The sequence below is a fragment of the Flavobacterium sp. 270 genome, from assembly GCF_004368785.1.
Lineage (GTDB): Bacteria > Bacteroidota > Bacteroidia > Flavobacteriales > Flavobacteriaceae > Flavobacterium.
Genome location: NZ_SODM01000002.1, coordinates 484597 through 504432 on the forward strand (window position 1 = coordinate 484597; position 19836 = coordinate 504432).

The window sequence follows — 19836 nt, forward strand, 5'->3', positions numbered from 1 at the left end:
TTTAAAAATGTCGATAGAAACTATATCATTATCGGGTAGAAAAAAAATGGTCTCTAATAAAGAGATGACTTTTTTGGAGCGTTTGTATCTTGTTGCGATTGTAAAAGGTTTGTTTATTACACTTAAACACCTTTTCAGAAAGAAAGTAACAATTCATTATCCAGAACAAGTACGTGAAATGAGTCCTGTTTACCGTGGTCAGCACATGCTGAAACGTGACGAACAAGGCCGTGAAAACTGTACTGCCTGCGGATTATGTGCTTTGTCATGTCCTGCTGAAGCTATCACAATGAAAGCTGCAGAGCGTAAAGCAGATGAAAAACATTTGTACAGAGAAGAAAAATATGCTTCTATCTACGAGATCAACATGTTACGTTGTATTTTTTGCGGTTTATGTGAAGAAGCATGTCCAAAAGATGCTATTTACTTAACAACTTCAAAAGTGTTGGTTCCTGCAAGCTACGAAAGAGAAGATTTCATTTTTGGAAAAGATAAATTAGTGATGCCTTTAGAAATGGCTATGAAAAACGCTCAACTTAAAAACGCTAACTAATGATACATATACCTGATTTTGCACATGCAACAACTATACAAATTATATTTTGCTTCTTAGCGTTTATTACTGTTGCAACTGCTTTCCTTACCATTTTTAGCAGAAACCCAATTCACAGCGCTATTTATTTAGTGATCTGTTTTTTCTCTATTGCCGGACATTATTTATTATTAAATGCTCAATTTTTGGCTGTCGTACATATTATAGTCTATTCTGGAGCGATTATGATTCTGTTCCTGTTTACGATTATGTTAATGAACCTTAATGAGCAGAAAGATGTGCACCGACCAAGAATTACACGTTTGGGTGCTATCGTTTCTTTTTGTTTGATCGTAATTGTTTTGATTGCCATTTTTATCAACTCTAAACCAATTATGGGTGCGTATGATTCTACTGGCGAAGATTTCCAATCGATTCAAGTATTAGGTAAAATATTATTGAACGAATATATGGTTCCGTTTGAATTTGCATCGATCTTGCTTTTGGTAGCGATGATTGGAACTGTATTATTGTCTAAAAAAGAAAAATTAAATAAATAATGGGTAATATATTAAATCAAATAGGTATTGAAAATTACATCTTTTTAAGTGTTGTACTTTTTTGTATTGGTGTTTTTGGTGTATTGTACAGACGAAATGCTATTATCGTTTTTATGTCTATCGAAATCATGCTGAATGCTGTAAATCTTTTATTTGTTGCTTTTTCAACATACCATCAAGATGCACAAGGGCAGGTTTTTGTATTCTTTTCGATGGCAGTTGCTGCAGCAGAAGTTGCGGTAGGATTGGCAATTTTAGTTTCTATTTTTAGAAACTTAGGCTCAATTAGTATCGATAATTTAAAAAATTTAAAAGGATAAACAGAAATGGATACCAATTTAGCTTTAGTTTTAGTTTTATCTCCTTTTTTAGGATTTTTACTTAATGTTTTTTTCGGTAAAAGCTTAGGAAAAACAGTTTCCGGAATTATCGGGACTGCTGCCGTTGTAGTTTCTTTTGGAGTTACGCTTTTACTTTTCTCTCAGATTACTTCAGATCAAAAAGCCATTCAGGTTACTTTATTTGACTGGATTCAAATTAGTAATCTTAAAATTAATCTTGGATTTTTATTAGATCAATTATCGGTTCTTTGGTTGCTTTTCGTAACTGGAATTGGATCTTTGATTCACTTATACTCTATCAGTTACATGCATGATGACGAGAATATGCACAAGTTTTTTGCGTATTTAAATCTATTTGTATTCTTCATGATTACACTTGTAATTGGAAGTAACTTATTAGTTTTATTTATCGGTTGGGAAGGTGTTGGACTTTGCTCGTACTTATTAATTGGATTCTGGCATAAAAACCAAGATTACAATGATGCTGCGAAAAAAGCTTTTATCATGAACAGAATTGGAGATTTAGGTCTTTTAATCGGAATGTTCATTATTGGTTCAATGTTCTCAACTTTAGATTATGCTACTTTAAAAACCGCAATTGCCGGAGCTTCAAACCTAAATATTCCGTTGCTTTCTTTAGCTGCTTTATGTTTATTTATTGGTGCTTGTGGTAAATCTGCACAGATTCCATTATATACTTGGTTACCTGATGCGATGGCTGGACCAACTCCAGTTTCTGCATTAATCCACGCGGCTACGATGGTTACCGCTGGTATCTTTATGGTAACGAGATTAAATTTTGTTTTTGATTTAGCGCCAGACGTTCAAAACGTAATTGCTATTATTGGAGGTGTAACTTCATTAGTTGCAGCAACAATAGGTTTAGTTCAGACGGATATCAAAAAAGTATTGGCCTACTCTACTGTTTCTCAATTAGGGTTAATGTTTTTAGCGTTAGGATTTGGTGCTTATGAAGTTGCCGTTTTCCACGTAATCACACACGCTTTCTTTAAAGCTTGTTTATTCTTAGGTTCAGGTTCTGTTATTCACGGGTTACACGGAGAACAAGATATGCGTAAAATGGGTGGTTTGCGTAAAGCAATGCCGGTTACGTTCTGGACAATGTTAATTTCATCATTAGCTATTTCTGGAGTTCCACTTTTTTCAGGTTTCTTCTCTAAAGACGAAATTTTAATGACCGCCTTCCACCATAACATTCCTCTTTATGTTATTGGATCTATTGCTTCTATCATGACAGCTTTCTATATGTTTAGACTGATGTTCTTAACTTTCTTTAAAGATTTTAGAGGAACTGAAGAGCAAAAACATCATTTGCATGAAAGTGACGGTTTAATTACTTTCCCTTTAATCATTTTAGCAATTCTAGCCACTTTTGGAGGATTAATCAGTTTACCTGGAAACAGTTGGTTAAATGAATATTTAGCTCCTTTATTTACTAAAGTGGCTGGCGAAGAACACCATTTAGGAACAACAGAATACACTTTGATGGGTGTTGCTGTTCTTGGTGGATTAATTGGAATTTTAATCGCTTATGTGAAATATTTCAAACAAGATAATGTTCCTGAAGCTGACGAAAACATTACTGGTGTTGCCAAAGTTTTATACAACAAATATTATGTAGACGAAGCTTACGATGCAATATTCGTTCGTTCTATAAATGCATTATCAAGATTCTTTAGAGATTATGTCGAAACTGGCTTATCTGCTGTTGTTTTTGGATTAGGTAAAATCACTAATGAATTGGCTTTTCAAGGAAAGAAATTACAAACCGGAAGTATCGGATTATATCTTTTTGTTTTTGTTTTAGGCCTTTGTGCGATTGTTTCCTATATATTTTTAGCTCAATAATTTAATAACTATGAACGTTTCTCTTATATTAATTATTCTTCTACTTGGTGCTTTTGTCACTTATTTTTCTGGTGATAAATTAGCTTCAAAAGTAGCTTTGTTCTTTAGTTTAACTGCTTTAGGATGTTCTTTAGTGTTGTTAAATCATTTTTGTGCTGGCGAAAATATCAGCGTAATAAATGCCTGGATCAATCAGCCAAAAGTATCGTTGGTGCTAAATGCAGACGGATTGGCAATTGCAATGCTTTTATTAACGGTTGCTTTAACACCGATTATTATATTCTCTTCTTTCGGAAATGAATATAAAAATGCTAAAGGTTTTTATGCTTTAATTTTATTTATGGCTTTTGCAATGACAGGAACTTTCCTTGCTGCAGATGGTCTTTTATATTATATTTTCTGGGAATTGGCACTTATTCCAATTTACTTTATTGCACTTATCTGGGGTAACGGAGATGCAGAAGAACGCAGAAAAGCAGTGGTTAAATTCTTTATTTACACACTTGCAGGTTCATTGTTCATGTTGGTTGCTTTTATTTATTTATACCAAAAAGCTGGAAGTTTCTTAATCGAAGATTTCTACAAACTAAACTTATCTGCAACTGAGCAGTTATGGATATTCCTGGCTTTCTTTTTAGCATACGCTATTAAAATTCCAATCATTCCTTTCCACACATGGCAGGCAAATGTGTACCAAAAAGCACCAACAGTTGGAACTATGCTTTTATCTGGTATCATGTTAAAGATGGGATTGTACAGTGTTATTCGCTGGCAATTGCCAATTGCGCCACTTGCTGCAAAAGAATATATGTATATTTTTATTGCTTTAGGAATTGCTGGTGTCATTTACGGCTCTATCGTAGCCTTGAGACAAAAAGACTTAAAGAAATTATTAGCTTATTCTTCTTTGGCTCACGTTGGATTAATTGCTGCAGGATCTTATACTTTAACTCTTGATGGTTTACGCGGTGCTGTAATGCAAATGATTGCGCACGGTTTTGTAGTAGTTGGATTATTCTACGCTGCAGAAATCATTTACAGAAGATATGAAACAAGAAATATTTCAGAGATGGGCGGTATTCGTACACAGTCTCCAAAATTTACTTCTATGTTTTTAATTTTACTGTTAGCTTCTGTTGCGCTTCCAAGTACTTTTAATTTTGTTGGAGAGTTTACAGTATTATATAGTCTTTCTCAAATAAACATTTGGTTTGCTGTTTTAGGCGGCACTACAATTATTTTAGGAGCTTACTATATGCTTAAAATGTTTCAGAATGTAATGTTGGGAGAAACTAATGCTAAACCTTTTGCAGATGTTTCTGTGAATGAAGGAATTTCGTTAGTAGTAATTATTGCGGTTTTAATATTCTTCGGATTTTATCCAAAACCTATTACAGATTTGATTACGCCAAGTTTAGAAAACATTCTAAACGTTATCAACAAGAATTAATATTTTAAATAAAAATAAATTAGGTCATCAATAGTATATTAGATTTCCTAAATCAAAAAAGCAAAAATGAATACATTAATAGCAATTACAGGATTGGGTATTTTCTGCCTATTATTTGAAATTCTTAATTTCAGAAAAGCCATTGTTCCATTTACTATCCTTGGACTTTTGGCTGTTTTGGCACTTAATTTTTCAGAATTTGGAGCTGCAGAAAGTTATTACAATAACATGATTAGAGTGAGTAAGTTTTCTACTGCATTCTCGTCTTTGTTTATCGTTATAACCATTTTCCTTATCGCATTAAGTCATAATTTTTATGAAAATCATCAAAGTAAAATCTCCGATTATATCGCTATAAAAATATTTTTATTGGCCGGAGGTGTTGCCATGGTTTCTTTTGGAAATTTAGCAATGTTCTTTTTAGGAATCGAAATTTTATCTATCGCATTATATGTATTGGCTGCAAGCGACCGTTTGAATTTAAAGAGTAACGAAGCGGGTATGAAATACTTTTTGATGGGTTCTTTTGCATCTGGTATTATCTTATTCGGAATTTGTTTGATTTACGGAGCAATGGGAAGTTTTGATGTTGTTGAAATCAGCGAAAGCTCTCTTTCTGCAGAATTACCAATTTGGTTTCCAATCGGAATGGTTTTGATGGTAATTGGAATGTTGTTTAAAGTTGCGGCTGTACCTTTTCACTTTTGGGCTCCGGACGTTTACGAAGGTTCTCCAGCGTTAACTACTGCCTTAATGAGTACTTTGGCAAAAGTGATTGCTATTGCTACACTTTATAAACTAATTTTTGAATTGAATTTAATTCCATCTTTAGACAATCAAGGTCTTTTAAGCACTTTTGAAAACATTGTTGTAATTATTTCTATCGCGTCTATGACTGTCGGAAATATCATGGCCCTTCGTCAGGTAAATGTAAAACGTATGCTGGCATTTTCAGGAATCTCGCATGCAGGTTTCATGTTGATGACTTTGCTTACTATTTCTACTTCTGCAGGTGTTTTATTGTATTATTCTGCTGCTTATGCATTAGCCGGAATCGCTTCTTTTTCTGTAATTTTATACGTATGCAAAAATCAGGATAACGAGGATATCACTAACTTTCATGGTTTAGGAAAAACAAATCCTTTATTGGCTGCGATACTTACAGGTTCATTATTATCTATGGCAGGTATTCCGATTTTCTCAGGATTTTTTGCAAAGTTATTTTTATTCAACCAAACAATTCAGGCAGGATATATTGCGTTAGTAATTGTTGCGGTTATAAATTCTATTATTAGTGTTGGATATTATTTCAAACTAATTTTAGCCATGTATTCTAAAGAACCAAACGAGGAACGTACAGGAAAACCTTTCTTGATTTATGCTGCTGCAATTCTTTCACTTGGTTTAAATATTGCTTTAGGTTTGTTTCCTTCATTAGTTTTAGACTTATTGAAATAAAAATTTCAATCTTAATAAATACAAATCCATCAAAAATTATCTTGATGGATTTTTTATTTTAAAGCTATTTTATCAACGGAAAAATTCATGTTAAAAATTTAACTTAAATAAGTTCTCTTCAAAAAAACTCCATATATTTGAATTCAATTAAATGTATTAGAAATATGATCTTCAATTCAAAAAATCCATTTTTAAGCGACAAGCGTTTTTCATCAAATGCTGTTTCAAAAGCTGAAGAAGTACACCATGCACAAATTATTGATTACGATCAGGAAATGAGCGTATCGGGTACTATAAATAAAACAGCTATTTTATTTTTAATATTATGTGCATCATCCATGGTAACGTGGTGGATGTTTTTTCAGGGAATGAATATTATGCCAGTGGCTTTAGGCGGTGCAATTATTGGATTTATCTTAGTTCTAATTTCTGCATTTAAACCACAAGCATCTTCTTATTTAGCTCCGGGTTATGCCTTATTTGAAGGTTTATTTATTGGAGGAATCTCTGCTATATTTGAAATGAAATTTCCAGGAATTGTAATTAACGCAGTAGCCGCAACATTGGTTACTTTTTTAGTTTGTCTGGGTTTATATAAATTTAAAATTGTAAAAGTTACTGAACAATTTAAATCAGTAGTTGTTGCTGCTACATTAGCTATCGCAACTTACTATTTAATTTCTTGGGTAGTTTCTATGTTTACTTCTTGGCAGCCTGTTCATTATGGAAATTCTATGATGAGTATCGGAATCAGCGTTTTTGTAATTATTATCGCTGCTTTAAATCTATTTTTAGATTTTGATCAAATCGAAAAAGGTGTACAACAAAGAATGCCTAAATATATGGAATGGTATGGCGCTATGGGACTAATGATTACATTGGTTTGGTTATACATCGAATTCTTAAGATTATTATCAAAATTGTCAAGCAAAGACTAAATTCTTGTTTCACATACATTATAAAAAGCCTTTTTTGGATATCCAAAAAAGGCTTTTCTTTTGTTCTTCTATTAATAAAATTGGATCTAATTTTATCCTTTCTTCTTCTAAAAAATTGAATTATTCTATTTATTTGATGACCTTTTTCTCTTCAAAAATAAATTCAAATTATTGATTTTCATCAAAATTTACTTTTCTAAATTCAATTAATTTGTTATTTTTCTTACAAAATAATATTTCTAGAATAAATTTTTATTTCTGTTCAAAAATCCATTTTTTTCAAATGATTTCTTTTTCTCAAAAAAATAAGAAGTCAATAAAAACAGCGCTTAGCATCTGCAAAAAACATTATGTAATAAATTGCATTTAGTGTAATTTATTACATAATACTCATTATAAAGTACTTATTTTTTCACTATATATTTTTTTATAGCTAAATAATTACAATTATTCGAAATAATATATATTTTTGTGTAATCGATTACAATTTAAAATTGCTTGTCGGTAACAAAAAACCACATATTACTTACTATCAACTTAAAACCACACAATCATGAAAAAAAACCTACTTTTTTTGGTGCTTTTTTTTGCGGCTATGCCAACATGGGCACAGCAAATTAACGAAGCTTTTGGCTGGCTTGAATCAGCTTTTGTAAAATGGCAGCCGGTAAGCGGCGCACAAACCTACAATGTCTATTATACCGGAAATGGTAATGTTGACAAAAAAATTGACGATCAGCTTATTAGAAGTTACGGCTCTTATTTTAGAGCAGACATTCCGGGACTAAAAGCTGGAACGTATACCGTAAAGGTAAAACCTGTTATTTCGGGTTCTGAAGGAACAGGAACTACAACCGGAAATTTAACTGTTGCTGCTCAAGACAGAAATGGCTTTGCTTTTGAAGGCGGACGTGTTCCTGGAGGCTACAAGGTAGATGGAACTCCGAAAGATAATGCGGTAATTCTTTACATTACTCAAAACACCAAAAACACGATTTCTATGAATATCACCGGAGCAAGTGCAAATCCTTGCGTCGGTCTTCAAAATATTCTTTATGCGATCAAAAAAGGAAAAGATACTCGCCCATTCATCATTCGGTTAATCGGAAATATTACCGATATGACGGTGATGGAAGGCGGTGATGTTGTAATTGAAAACTCAAATAATGCATCGAGTTATGTGACAATCGAAGGAGTTGGTACAGATGCTGTCGCAAATGGCTGGGGCGTTCGTTTAAAATCAGCTTCGAATATCGAAGTAAGCAATCTTGGCTTCATGAACTGCAACAGTACAGCCGGAGATAATGTTGGAATGCAGCAAGATAACGACCACGTTTGGGTTCACAATTGCGATTTGTTTTATGGAAATGCAGGAAGTGACGCAGATCAAATAAAAGGAGATGGCGCTTTGGATAATAAAACATCAACTTACATTACACTGTCTTACAATCACTTTTGGGACAATGGTAAAGCAAGTCTTTTAGGTTTAAGCGAAGGAACAACTTCTGGCCTTTATATTACGTATCATCACAACTGGTTTGACCATTCAGACTCACGTCACCCGCGCGTACGTTACTATTCTGCTCATATTTATAACAATTATTTTGATGGCGTTGCAAAATATGGTTCAGGATCTACAATGGGATCTTCACTTTTTGTGGAAGGAAATTATTTCAGAAATAGTAAACATCCGATGCTTACTTCACTTCAGGGAACAGATATTTGGGACGAAGCCAATCAGGTAAATAATGCTGGAACAATGGGAACATTTTCTGGTGAAGCTGGAGGATCAATCAAATCATTCAACAATACTTTTGATGCCGATATTGCTACCAATAATATGCGTTTTGTAGCTTATGGGGATACAAATCCGTTATATAATATTTCAGGAAAAATTAGCTCTACAACAGATTTTGATGCTTATGCGGCATCAACAAGAGGTGAAGTTGTAAGTAGTTCAGTTAAATCTAAATCGGGTGCGAATACTTACAATAACTTTGACACCGATGCAGCTTTATATGTAAAAACCCTAACTATAGATCAGCCAGCAACAGCGAAGACGAAAACAACTCAATACGCTGGACGTGTGTCGGGCGGTGATTTAAAATGGACATTTAACAACGCAACTGACGATACTTCTTCAACTGTCATCGCTGCGCTAAAAAGTGCTCTAACCAACTATACAGGAACATTAGTTTCGGTACAAGGTGAAGGAAATCCACCATCTGGAAGCCAAACTTTGACTTCTACTACAAACAATAATCAAACTGTAACAAGCGGCACTGCAATTGGAACAATTGTATTTACTTGGGGCGGAGATGCAACAGACGCAACCGTAACAGGATTGCCTGCTTCTGGAATTAGCTTCGTAAAAAATACTACAGCTAAAACCATTACAATTACTGGAACTCCAACCGCTACAGTATCGTATTCTATTGCTACAACCGGAACTACTGGTACACCAGCAACTGGATCAGGAACTATTACCCTAACATCTGCAAGCAATCAAACACTGACTTCTACAGCTAACAATAACCAAACTGTAGTAAGCGGAACAGCAATTGCTTCAATTGTATTTACTTGGGGTGGAAGCGCTACAGATGCAACCGTAACTGGATTACCAGCCTCAGGAATTAGTTTTGTAAAAAACACAACAGCTAAAACAATTACAATTACTGGAACTCCAACAGCAACTTTGTCTTACTCTATTGCTACAACGGGAACAGGAACTGTGGCTACAGGATCGGGAACAATTACGGTTACTTCTAGCGGAGGTTCTGGCAGTGAAATACAAAATTTTACAACTTCAGGAAAAACAAGCAGTTTTTGTGCTATAACAGGAAATCTGTCTACTACAAAGGGAACTGTAATGTATAATGGTCTAACATTAACGCAATGTTTGAAAATAGAATCTTCGACAAGCATTACGTTTACAACAACTCAGGCGAGTACTTTGACTCTTGTTTTTATTGAAAGTGCCGCTACAATAAAAGTAGACAATGTTGATAAAACAGCTTCTGGTGGTATTGTTACGGTATCATTAGCTGCGGGAAGTCATACGATTGCCAAAAAAGATACTGCAAATTTATTCTACATGAGTACAGTTTACAGTGGAGGAACATTACGACTAGCGAAAGCAACAGAAAGTGTTGTTGCAGAGGAAGATTTGAATACAGAAAACACAAAAGTGGCTTTATATCCAAATCCAGTTTCTTCTACTTTGTACTTGACGAACTCAAATCAGAAAGTAGAAAAAGTTTTAATCTATAATATATCAGGAATATTGGTAAGCACATCAGGAAAAGATGCAGAAAGTATCGATATGAGCAGATTAATTCCTGGCACCTATTTAGCTAAAATATATACTGCAAATGGTACTTTTAATCAAACCATTCTGAAAAAATAATACTAATCCAATTTTTAACAACTAAAAAGGCTTCCAAGTTTGGAAGCCTTTTTTATGAATTCTTATGATTTACAAATCAAATTTTATTCCCTGTGCTAAAGGAAGACTCGTTGTGTAATTGATTGTATTGGTTTGTCTTCGCATGTAAATTTTCCAGGCATCAGAACCAGATTCGCGTCCGCCTCCGGTTTCTTTTTCGCCGCCAAAAGCACCGCCAATTTCAGCTCCAGAAGTTCCGATATTTACATTCGCAATTCCACAGTCTGAACCTACAACAGATAGGAATCTTTCTGCTTCACGCAAATTATTGGTCATAATTGCAGAAGATAAACCTTGTGCAACGCCGTTTTGGAAATCAATTGCATTATCAACTTCACCAGAATATTTAATTAGATATAAAACTGGAGCAAAAGTTTCGTGCTGTACAATTTGGAAAGAATTTTGAGCCTCGGCAATTGCAGGTTTTACATAACAGCCGCTTTCGTAACCTTCACCAGAAAGTACGCCGCCCTGAACTAAAATATTTCCTCCTTCTTCTACAACTTTATTCAAAGCTGCTGCATACATTTCGACCGCGTGTGTATCAATTAGCGGGCCAACATGATTGTTTTCGTCAAGCGGATTTCCTATTCTTAATTGTTTGTAAGCTGCAACCAAAGCATCTTTTACTTTATCGTAAATACTTTCGTGAATAATTAATCTTCGTGTAGAGGTACAACGCTGTCCTGCAGTTCCTACAGCACCAAAAACAGCACCAATAACGGTCATTTTTATATCTGCATCCGGAGTAACAATAATGGCATTATTTCCCCCTAATTCTAATAACGATTTTCCTAAACGTCCGGCAACAGTTTGCGCTACGATTTTCCCCATTCGGGTAGAACCGGTAGCAGAAATTAAAGGAATTCTGGTATCAGCGGTCATTAATTCACCGATTTTATAATCTCCGTTTATCAGACAAGAAATTCCTTCCGGAAGATTGTTTTCTTTGATAACTTGTGCAATAATATTTTGACACGCAATACCACAAAGAGGTGTTTTTTCTGAAGGTTTCCAAACGCAGACATCACCCGAAATCCAAGCCAAAGCAGTATTCCAAGACCAAACGGCAACCGGAAAGTTGAATGCAGAAATAATTCCGACAACTCCTAAAGAATGATATTGCTCGTACATTCTATGTCCCGGTCTTTCTGAATGCATGGTTAATCCGTGAAGCTGGCGTGAAAGTCCAACTGCAAAATCGCAGATATCAATCATTTCCTGAACTTCGCCATAACCTTCCTGCAAAGATTTTCCCATTTCGTAAGAAACCAATTTACCTAAAGCTTCTTTATTTTGACGTAATTTTTCTCCAAACTGACGTACAATTTCACCACGTTGCGGCGCAGGAATTAATCTAAAAGTTTTAAAAGCTTCCGTTGCCGACTGCATAACTTTTTCGTAATCCTGAGGTGTTGACATTTTTACCGAAGCAATTAACTTTCCGTCAACTGGCGAATAACTTTCCAGGATTTCTCCCGATGAAAAGTTTTGTAATCCTGTTGATGTTCCTTCATTTATCGTTTTGATGCCCAATTTTTCCAGAGCCTCATTCATTCCAAATTGCGATGCTATTGTTGTCATTGTAACTTTTTTAGTTAAAATTGTTATATTTTTATGTAAAGATATTATTTCGAATGGAATATCAATTCAATTGAATTGTTAAAATCAAAGTAAATTTAGGGTTATTATTTATGAATATTAGAAAAGCTAGCCTATTTATTCCTCTTAATTGTTGAAATTTGCAACAACAAAATTACTTAGATTATGAATATTTTCAACAAGCTTTTGATTTGCTTTATTTTAATTTCTTCGAATGCTTTTTCACAAAAAGATAAAAGTTCTTCTTTTGAAGTAATCCCTTTGGGCGTAAAAGGAGGAATTGATGAAAAAAATCTTTCCGCTTATTTATTAGCGCCGGCAAAAACAAACGATTTTATTTGTTTGGATGCGGGAACGGTAAATGCAGGAATTGAAAAAGCTATTGAAAATAAAACTTTCAAAGTTTCGACAAGTGAAGTTCTACGAAAATACATAAAAGGGTATTTTATTTCACATGCGCATTTAGATCACGTTTCGGGTTTGATTATAAATTCTCCCGCTGATTCTTCGAAAACAGTTTATGCAACCAATAAATGCATGGAAATGATGGAAAACCATTATTTTAATGATGAAACCTGGGCAAATTTTGGCGATAAAGGTCCAGGAAAACCTTTAAAAAAATATCATTTTCAAACCTTAAATATTGCCGAAGAAACTCCGATCACAAATACAACAATGACGGTAAAAGCTTTTCCGTTAAGTCACGTAAATCCGTTTGAGAGTACCGCTTTTCTAGTTAAAAATGGAGATAGTTACGTTTTATATTTAGGAGACACAGGACCCGATGCTGTAGAAAAAAGTACAGATCTTCATGATTTATGGACGGCAATAGCGCCGTTGGTAAAAAATAAACAATTAAAAGGAATTTTTATTGAAGTTTCTTTCCCGAACGAGCAACCTGATCAATTTTTATTTGGGCATTTGACTCCAAACTATTTGATGAAAGAACTGCATTCACTAGAAGAATTGGCAGGAAAAGATTCTTTAAAAGGTTTCAAAATTATCATTACACATTTAAAACCTCCAGCTAAGAATATTGTAAAAATTAAAGAGCAGTTAAAAAAACAAAATGATTTAGAAATTCAGATTATTTATCCAGAGCAAGGGAAAAGATTTGAGTTGTAGTTTTTGCCACAGATTTCAAAGATTGAACGGATTTGAAAAATCAAACCATTAAAAGATTTTAGATGTTTAACTAAATCTTTTAATGGTTTATTTTTTACTATTTCTTCGCCACAAATCTAGGATCAGTTTCCATTACAGTTCCACAATTATCACAAGTTCTCAATTCTTCCGAATTATAAAAATGTTCAAAATGGGGAAGGAAATCTTTCTCGATATTATGAAGTACAAAAAACACTTCGTAAAGTTTATGATTGCAATTGTCACAATGCCAAAGTAAGCCGTCTGTATAACCTTTTCCGGCACGTTTACGCTCAATAACTAAACCTATAGAACCTTCTGAACGAACTGGAGAATGCGGAATTTTCGCAGGATGCAAATACATATCGCCGGCATTTAAAACCATTTCTTTACGCTCTCCATCTTCCTGAATCACCACTTTTATGTTTCCTTCTAGCTGATAAAAAAGTTCTTCGGTTTCGTTGTAATGATAATCTTTTCGGGCGTTTGGCCCCGCAACGATCATAACAATATAATCTCCTGAATCTACATAAAGATTTTTGTTTCCAACTGGCGGTTTAAGTAAGTGACGGTTATCTTCAATCCATTGTGTAAGATTGAACGGTTTTGCTATTGACATTTTTTTTGAGTTTCTAAGATTCTGAGTAGCTAAGATAATGAAAAGATTTCAGTCGCAGTGCCGGTTTTTCAGTCTCAACCAACTAAAATCACAACTTTATAAATATTCTTTTAATAAATAGAGATAGACAGGAAAATGGTCGCTAAAACCAACTTCAGTTAAGGAATGCCGTAATGGATAACCTTTATACTGCCCAGAAGTCTGAATAAGATAAGGTCTGTTGAAAATACCTGCTTTCCAGAATTTAAATGAACTAAAATCAGGCTTTAAAAGTGATTCGGTTATAATAATCTGATCAAAAATATCCCAGGAATCCCGAAAAGCAATTGTTCCCATTCCTTTATTTGCCATTTCTTCAAAAGGATTGTACATTCCGAATTCGGGAACTTCTGCTTTTTTTGCTTTTGCACCTAAAGCAATTTTAACGCTTTTATTAAACGGACCGTCATTCAAATCTCCCATAGTCAGCACTTTTGCATTTGGATTTATCTGCTGGAGTGAATCGATAATTTTTCTGTTTAACAAACCTGCTGCTTCACGAAATGTACTACTTGCTTTTTCACCTCCTGATCTTGAAGGCCAGTGATTCACAATGATACTTATTTCTTCGCCATCTAAAAATCCGGTAACCAAAAGCTGATCTCTTGTAAAAACACGATTATTATCAGGAAGAATTTCAACTTCATCGTCTGTTTCTACATTCTTTTCTTCTTTGATTACTGGTTTATTTTTGTAGATATATAAAGGTATATTGGAGAAAGAAGTTGGTTTAAAATATTTCTTTTGATACAACAAAGCGACGTCGATACCACGTTTGTCTGGCGAATCAAAATGAATAATTCCGTAATCGTAAGGAAGCAATTTCGGTTCTTTTAGTAGATCTTCGAGAACGCCACGATTCTCTATTTCTGAACCTCCAATAAGTGTTGGTGCATTTGAATTTTCCGGCGTTCCGATTTCGGATATTACGCGTGCCAGATTTTGTAGTTTCTGTTTATATTTTTCTGTTGTCCAATGCTGTGCTCCGTTTGGTGTCCATTCATCATCATTCGTAAAAATGTCATCGTTTGTATCGAAAAGATTTTCGAAATTATAAAAGGCAACGGTATGGATAATATATTTTTTGGATTGGGAATTGGAAACTTGAACGAAAAGAAAAAGAAAACAAATTTTAAATAAAACTGTGCGCATACATTATGATAAATTAAAAAAAGGCACAATTTAATAAATTAATATTTTGTAGGAAATTTATTTGTTTTGTTTTTCAGTTATATCTTTGTTACTCTCGAAAAGTCTTGTAACTTGCTTAGAAAATTTGATAATCTACAAAATGAAAAAAATTCTCGTTTATGCCTTTTTCTTTAGTTTTCTAAATATTATTTATGGGCAAAAAAACAGTTCGTTTGCAGACAATATCAGAATAAAATATAAAATTCCAGAATTAGCATACGCCGTTGTTTCTTCAGATTCAATATTAGAAATTCAGGCTTTGGGATATCAGCGTTATAATTCTTCTTATAAAGCAAAAATTGATGATAAATTTCGTTTAGGATCTATCACAAAAACGGTTACGAGCTATATTGCAACTCTTTTAGTTAAAGAAGGAAAAATAAAATGGGACACTAAATTCTTTGATTTATATCCTGAGTTAAAAGCAAAAAGCAATGGTGCATTTTATAATTTTACTTTGAAGGATTTTATAACTCTTCGTGCTCCTATCTCTACTTGGTCTTACAACAATGAAACACCAACTCAAAAAGAAATCAAAGGAAATAATCAGCAGCAACGTTATGAATTTATTCGTTGGTTTTTTAAACAAAATGTAAATATCTCTGAAAAGCAAGATCTTTATTGGTCGAATCCAAGTTATGTTGCAGCTGGGCTAATGCTCGAAAAAGTAACAGGCAAAACTTACGAAACTTTAGTAACGGAATTAGGAAAGTCATTGAACATTGATTTTCAGTTTGGACAACCAAATCTAAAAGATGAGAATCAACCGTGGGGACATGATGAAAATTTAAACCCTGAAAAACCATCATTAAATTATAAGTTAAACTGGCTTTCGTCTGCAGGAAATATAAATGTAAGTTTACCTGATTATTGTAAATTTGTTCAAATGCATCTTCAAGGTTTACAAGGAAAATCAAAATTATTGACTAAAGAAGAATTTTACAACATGCATTATGGCTTCTCAGAATTCTCTTTTGGATGGAATTCTGAAACTAATAAAAACACATTAAAGGAATATTCTTTTCACAACGGAAATCCAGGAACATTTTTAACCAAAGTGTATCTTTGTGCAGCTATCGATAAAGCTTTTATAATTTTTTCCAATGTACAATCTGAAGAAGCAGACAAGGGACTAATGCTTTTACTTGATCAATTACAAAAAAAATACGGCGGATAAAATAAATATATTACGTAAATTATATTTTCAAATAATAATATCAATTATGAATAGAAACAGCTTTCAATACTTAAAAAGACATTTTACTTTTTGTAAAATCCTATTTCTTATTTTTGCTTTTCAATCATTCAACTGTCAATCACAACAAAACATGATAACACCACCTTATTTACAAAAAGGAGATACTGTAGCCATTTTAGCAACTGCAAGAAAAAATATAGACGACAACTTAAAACCAACTATAGATTTATTACACAGCTGGGGTCTTGAAGCTGTTGTTGGAACTTCAATCGGATTAGATTTTAATCAGCTTGCAGGAACCGACGAACAACGCGCTGCCGATTTTCAGCATCAGTTAGACAATCCAAATATTAAAGCAATTTGGTGCGTACGCGGTGGTTATGGAACTGTGAGAATGGTTGATTTACTTGATTTTACAAAATTCAAACAACATCCAAAATGGGTTATTGGTTTTAGTGATGTAACCGTTTTACACAATCATTTAAACACGATGGGTTACAAATCTATTCATGGTGTTATGCCGGTTACGATTCCTCGTGCAACTCCTGCTGCAATTAGTTCTATGAAATCGAGTTTGTTTGGCGAACCACTTTCCTACTCTGTTGGTCCAGATAAAATGAATCGTTTTGGGAGCGCAACCGGAGAATTAGTCGGCGGTAATTTATCGATTTTATACAGTTTATTAGGTTCTCCATCTGCCATAGATTGCAAGGATAAAATTTTATTTATTGAAGATCTTGATGAATACCTATATCATATTGATCGTATGATGATGAACTTAAGACGTAACGGCTGTATCGAAAATCTGAAAGGAATTATTGTAGGCGGTATGTCTAAAATGAAAGACAACGAAGTTCCGTGGGGGAAAAATGCCCAGGAAATCGTTGACGATGTGACAAAAAAATATAACATTCCAGTTATTTTTAATTTCCCAGCCGGTCATATTCAGGATAATCGTGCTTTGATCATGGGAAGTACTATTTCTATGGAAGTTACTGCTTCTGGAAGTACTGTTGTTTTTCAGAAATAGTCAACTCTTTATTTTTCTAAAGAAAGAATACCACATTACATAAATTAAATCTCGCAAAGACGCAAAGTCGCAAAGTTTTAAAATGCTTTGCGACTTTACGTATTTACGAGCAATTATATAGCCACTAGTTGCACAAATTTTTACGAATTATATGATAATTTAAAGAAAAAAATTAGTGCCAATCCTTGCAAATCGTGGCAAAACTTGAAACCAGAAACCTGAAACATAAAAACTAAAAAAAAATGGCAGAACATAATGAACTAGGAAAAAAAGGAGAAGAACTTGCCGTAGAATTTTTAGAGCAGGACGGCTACGAAATTCTAGAACGAAATTGGGTTTTCCAAAAAGCCGAAATAGATATTATTGCGCAAAAAGATGCTGTTTTGGCAATCATAGAAGTTAAGACGCGTTCGAGTTTAGATTTTGGTCTTCCACAGGATTTTGTGAAGACAAAAAAGATTCAGCTTCTCATAAAAGCAGTAAATGCCTACATAAACGATAGGGAAAAGGATTTTAATGACGATTGTGAAATTCGATTTGACATAGTTGCCGTCCATAAAAACGGCGAATCATTTGCAATTGAACATCTTACCGACGCTTTTTATCACTTTTAACATATTTTTTTAATGTTATAATTGTAACAATTTGTTTTTTTATTTATATTTGCAAAGATTTATAACATCGCAATGTTAAATTAACCAAACCGATTTACTTCCAAAAAAAAAAAGAATTATGAAAACTGTTTCATCAATCGTAGAAAATTACATCAAAACCAAACCCTTTCTATTAAATGCCTTGTCGCTGGGGATTATCAATCTAACTTCACTTTCTCGTAATATTATGACCGAGCTGGAAAGTGAGTTTGGCAAAGAGGTAAAACAAGGAGCTGTTGTTATGTCTTTGAAACGGCTTACTGAAGAACTGGATTTTAAACTAAATCATAAAATTAATAAGGTAATTAGAAATATTGGCGAAATCACGGTACGTTCTGAACTAACGGATTACACTTTTGCTGCTTCTGAAACTGTTCTAAACAAACAAGCTGATTTGATTTCTGATATCAACACTTTATCTGATATTTTTTATACCTCATCTCGTGGTGTAAACGAAACTAATATTGTGGTAAGCAGCAGTGTAAATCATTTGGTTGAAAAACACTTTATGAGAGAAAAGCTGATTCAGAAATTAGATAATCTGGCTTCTATAACAGTAAAATTACCAAAAGAAAATATTGTTGTTCCTGGTATTTATTATTTTATTTTCCAACGTTTGGCTTGGGAAGGAATTATTATCAATGAAGTAATTTCGACTTCAAACGAATTTACAATTTTAGTTGGCGAAGACCAGGTTGATGTTGCTTTTAAAGTGATTAAGGATCTTAAAAACTAATTTAGAATTCCCTCGAGAATCTTCTTTTGATTCTTCCTATATAATCCTTTTGTCTCTTACGCATTGAAGACAAAAGGATTTTTTTTATCACTAATACTTCGTTATCCCTTGCCTTGAGATAAGAATATTCTGAAAAGTAAATTCTAACTTAAAATTTTATTTTGAAAAGCGTCAAAGAGACACTTACTTGTAAAAAGCGACTTGCGAGGGTTTTTTATATCATTTCTTAAAAATTGTAACAAAAAATCCGAATTAAGTTTTTTTATATATAATTTAATGAGAATATAATTTTTATATATTTGCCATAGAAGTCAAGTACAGACTCACATTTTGATAGTATAATGTAATTAGAACTCAATAAAGACTAATTAAATTGTTAGAAGTAAGCGGCCATAATGAAACAATATTGGTAAGTGAACTCAAAGAAGGAAACGAAAAAGCTTTTCGAAAACTTTTTGATTTGTACTATCAGGATATTTATGGATACAGCATAAGTCTTTTAAAATCAAAAGAAGCCGCTGAAGAAAATGTACAAGATGTTTTTATGAAGGTTTGGCAGTATCGCGAAAACTTAAATATTGAACAATCATTTAAGGCTTATATTTTTACGATTGCGCGAAATCAGGCTTTTAATGTTTTGAACAAAGCTGCAAACGATATTTTATTAAAAGAAGCGGTTTTTTACGAAAGTCAAAAATCACATGAATACGGAGATTACTTAATTCGGGAAGCCGATTGCAAAAAACTCCGAAAACAGGCCATACGACAACTGCCTCCTAAACGAAAGCAGATTTTTAAGATGTCCCGGAAAAAAGGAATGACTTATGAAGAAATAAGCGAAGAACTCGGAATTTCGATAAATACAGTCCGGAACCAAATGAGTAAAGCTTTAGAATCTATGCGGGGCTTTTTTCAACTTCACGACGAAATCATCTAACCAAAACCACTATAATACCCTAAAATCACTCTTCGGAGTGATTTTTTTTTGCGTAATTTCCAGTCTTGTTTCTCCTTCGTCGAAATAACAAACTA

General features: G+C 33.5%; 17 protein-coding genes. 14 read left to right on the top strand and 3 right to left on the bottom strand.

Annotated features, from left to right (window positions below; all coding sequences use genetic code 11):
- Window positions 1-7 precede the first annotated feature (7 nt).
- The 8 genes from EV144_RS09445 (at window position 8) to EV144_RS09480 (ending at window position 10554) form a co-directional block, all read left to right on the top strand.
- Window positions 8-553, top strand: a complete 546-nt coding sequence (locus EV144_RS09445; protein ID WP_134148267.1) for a NuoI/complex I 23 kDa subunit family protein — start codon at window positions 8-10, stop codon at window positions 551-553.
- Window positions 553-1092, top strand: coding sequence for an NADH-quinone oxidoreductase subunit J (locus EV144_RS09450; protein WP_134148269.1), 540 nt, complete (start codon window positions 553-555; stop codon window positions 1090-1092). Before EV144_RS09445 ends, EV144_RS09450 begins: the two co-directional genes overlap by 1 nt.
- Window positions 1092-1412: an NADH-quinone oxidoreductase subunit NuoK gene (gene nuoK, locus EV144_RS09455; RefSeq protein ID WP_026982591.1), complete on the top strand. Its 321-nt coding sequence runs from the start codon at window positions 1092-1094 to the stop codon at window positions 1410-1412. The genes EV144_RS09450 and nuoK overlap by 1 nt, the downstream gene beginning before the upstream one ends.
- Window positions 1413-1418: 6 nt before the next feature.
- Window positions 1419-3302 (top strand): NADH-quinone oxidoreductase subunit L, encoded by a 1884-nt coding sequence (nuoL, locus tag EV144_RS09460; protein WP_134148271.1) that lies wholly within the window; start codon window positions 1419-1421, stop codon window positions 3300-3302.
- Window positions 3303-3312: 10 nt separating this feature from the next.
- Complete coding sequence (locus EV144_RS09465; protein ID WP_134148273.1) at window positions 3313-4752, top strand: NuoM family protein; 1440 nt, start codon at window positions 3313-3315, stop codon at window positions 4750-4752.
- Window positions 4753-4818: 66 nt separating this feature from the next.
- Window positions 4819-6210 (top strand): NADH-quinone oxidoreductase subunit N, encoded by a 1392-nt coding sequence (locus tag EV144_RS09470; RefSeq protein ID WP_134148275.1) that lies wholly within the window; start codon window positions 4819-4821, stop codon window positions 6208-6210.
- 164 nt (window positions 6211-6374) lie between these two features.
- The gene (locus EV144_RS09475) at window positions 6375-7148 is read left to right on the top strand and encodes a Bax inhibitor-1/YccA family protein (RefSeq protein WP_134148276.1); all 774 of its coding nucleotides are present in this window, start codon (window positions 6375-6377) and stop codon (window positions 7146-7148) included.
- 553 nt (window positions 7149-7701) lie between these two features.
- Complete coding sequence (locus tag EV144_RS09480) at window positions 7702-10554, top strand: T9SS type A sorting domain-containing protein (protein ID WP_134148278.1); 2853 nt, start codon at window positions 7702-7704, stop codon at window positions 10552-10554.
- 69 nt (window positions 10555-10623) lie between these two features.
- Here the strand turns inward: EV144_RS09480 and EV144_RS09485 are convergent, their stop codons facing one another.
- Entirely contained in the window at window positions 10624-12177 is a 1554-nt protein-coding gene (locus EV144_RS09485; RefSeq protein ID WP_134148280.1) for an aldehyde dehydrogenase family protein, read from the bottom strand.
- 183 nt (window positions 12178-12360) lie between these two features.
- Here EV144_RS09485 and EV144_RS09490 point away from each other — a divergent pair, with 183 nt between their 5' ends.
- The gene (locus EV144_RS09490; protein WP_134148282.1) at window positions 12361-13320 is read left to right on the top strand and encodes an MBL fold metallo-hydrolase; all 960 of its coding nucleotides are present in this window, start codon (window positions 12361-12363) and stop codon (window positions 13318-13320) included.
- A gap of 97 nt (window positions 13321-13417) precedes the next feature.
- Here EV144_RS09490 and EV144_RS09495 read toward each other — a convergent pair whose 3' ends face one another.
- Both EV144_RS09495 and EV144_RS09500 read right to left on the bottom strand, forming a co-directional pair.
- On the bottom strand, window positions 13418-13957 hold the full coding sequence (locus EV144_RS09495) for a 3-hydroxyanthranilate 3,4-dioxygenase (RefSeq protein WP_134148284.1): 540 nt from the start codon (window positions 13955-13957) through the stop codon (window positions 13418-13420).
- A gap of 96 nt (window positions 13958-14053) precedes the next feature.
- Window positions 14054-15148 carry an endonuclease/exonuclease/phosphatase family protein gene (locus EV144_RS09500; protein WP_134148286.1) on the bottom strand — a complete coding sequence of 365 codons (1095 nt, stop codon included), beginning with the start codon at window positions 15146-15148 and terminating at the stop codon, window positions 14054-14056.
- Between the two features lie 139 nt (window positions 15149-15287).
- Between EV144_RS09500 and EV144_RS09505 the strand changes: the two genes are divergently transcribed.
- The 5 genes from EV144_RS09505 (at window position 15288) to EV144_RS09525 (ending at window position 19741) form a co-directional block, all read left to right on the top strand.
- Window positions 15288-16364 carry a serine hydrolase domain-containing protein gene (locus EV144_RS09505; RefSeq protein WP_134148287.1) on the top strand — a complete coding sequence of 359 codons (1077 nt, stop codon included), beginning with the start codon at window positions 15288-15290 and terminating at the stop codon, window positions 16362-16364.
- A gap of 151 nt (window positions 16365-16515) precedes the next feature.
- The gene (locus EV144_RS09510; protein WP_134148289.1) at window positions 16516-17415 is read left to right on the top strand and encodes an LD-carboxypeptidase; all 900 of its coding nucleotides are present in this window, start codon (window positions 16516-16518) and stop codon (window positions 17413-17415) included.
- Between the two features lie 242 nt (window positions 17416-17657).
- Window positions 17658-18029: a YraN family protein gene (locus EV144_RS09515; RefSeq protein ID WP_134148290.1), complete on the top strand. Its 372-nt coding sequence runs from the start codon at window positions 17658-17660 to the stop codon at window positions 18027-18029.
- Between the two features lie 118 nt (window positions 18030-18147).
- A complete protein-coding gene (locus tag EV144_RS09520; RefSeq protein ID WP_134148292.1) occupies window positions 18148-18804 on the top strand; it encodes an aspartate kinase in 657 nt (218 codons plus the stop codon).
- Window positions 18805-19177: 373 nt separating this feature from the next.
- A complete protein-coding gene (locus tag EV144_RS09525; protein WP_134148294.1) occupies window positions 19178-19741 on the top strand; it encodes an RNA polymerase sigma factor in 564 nt (187 codons plus the stop codon).
- Window positions 19742-19836 lie beyond the last annotated feature (95 nt).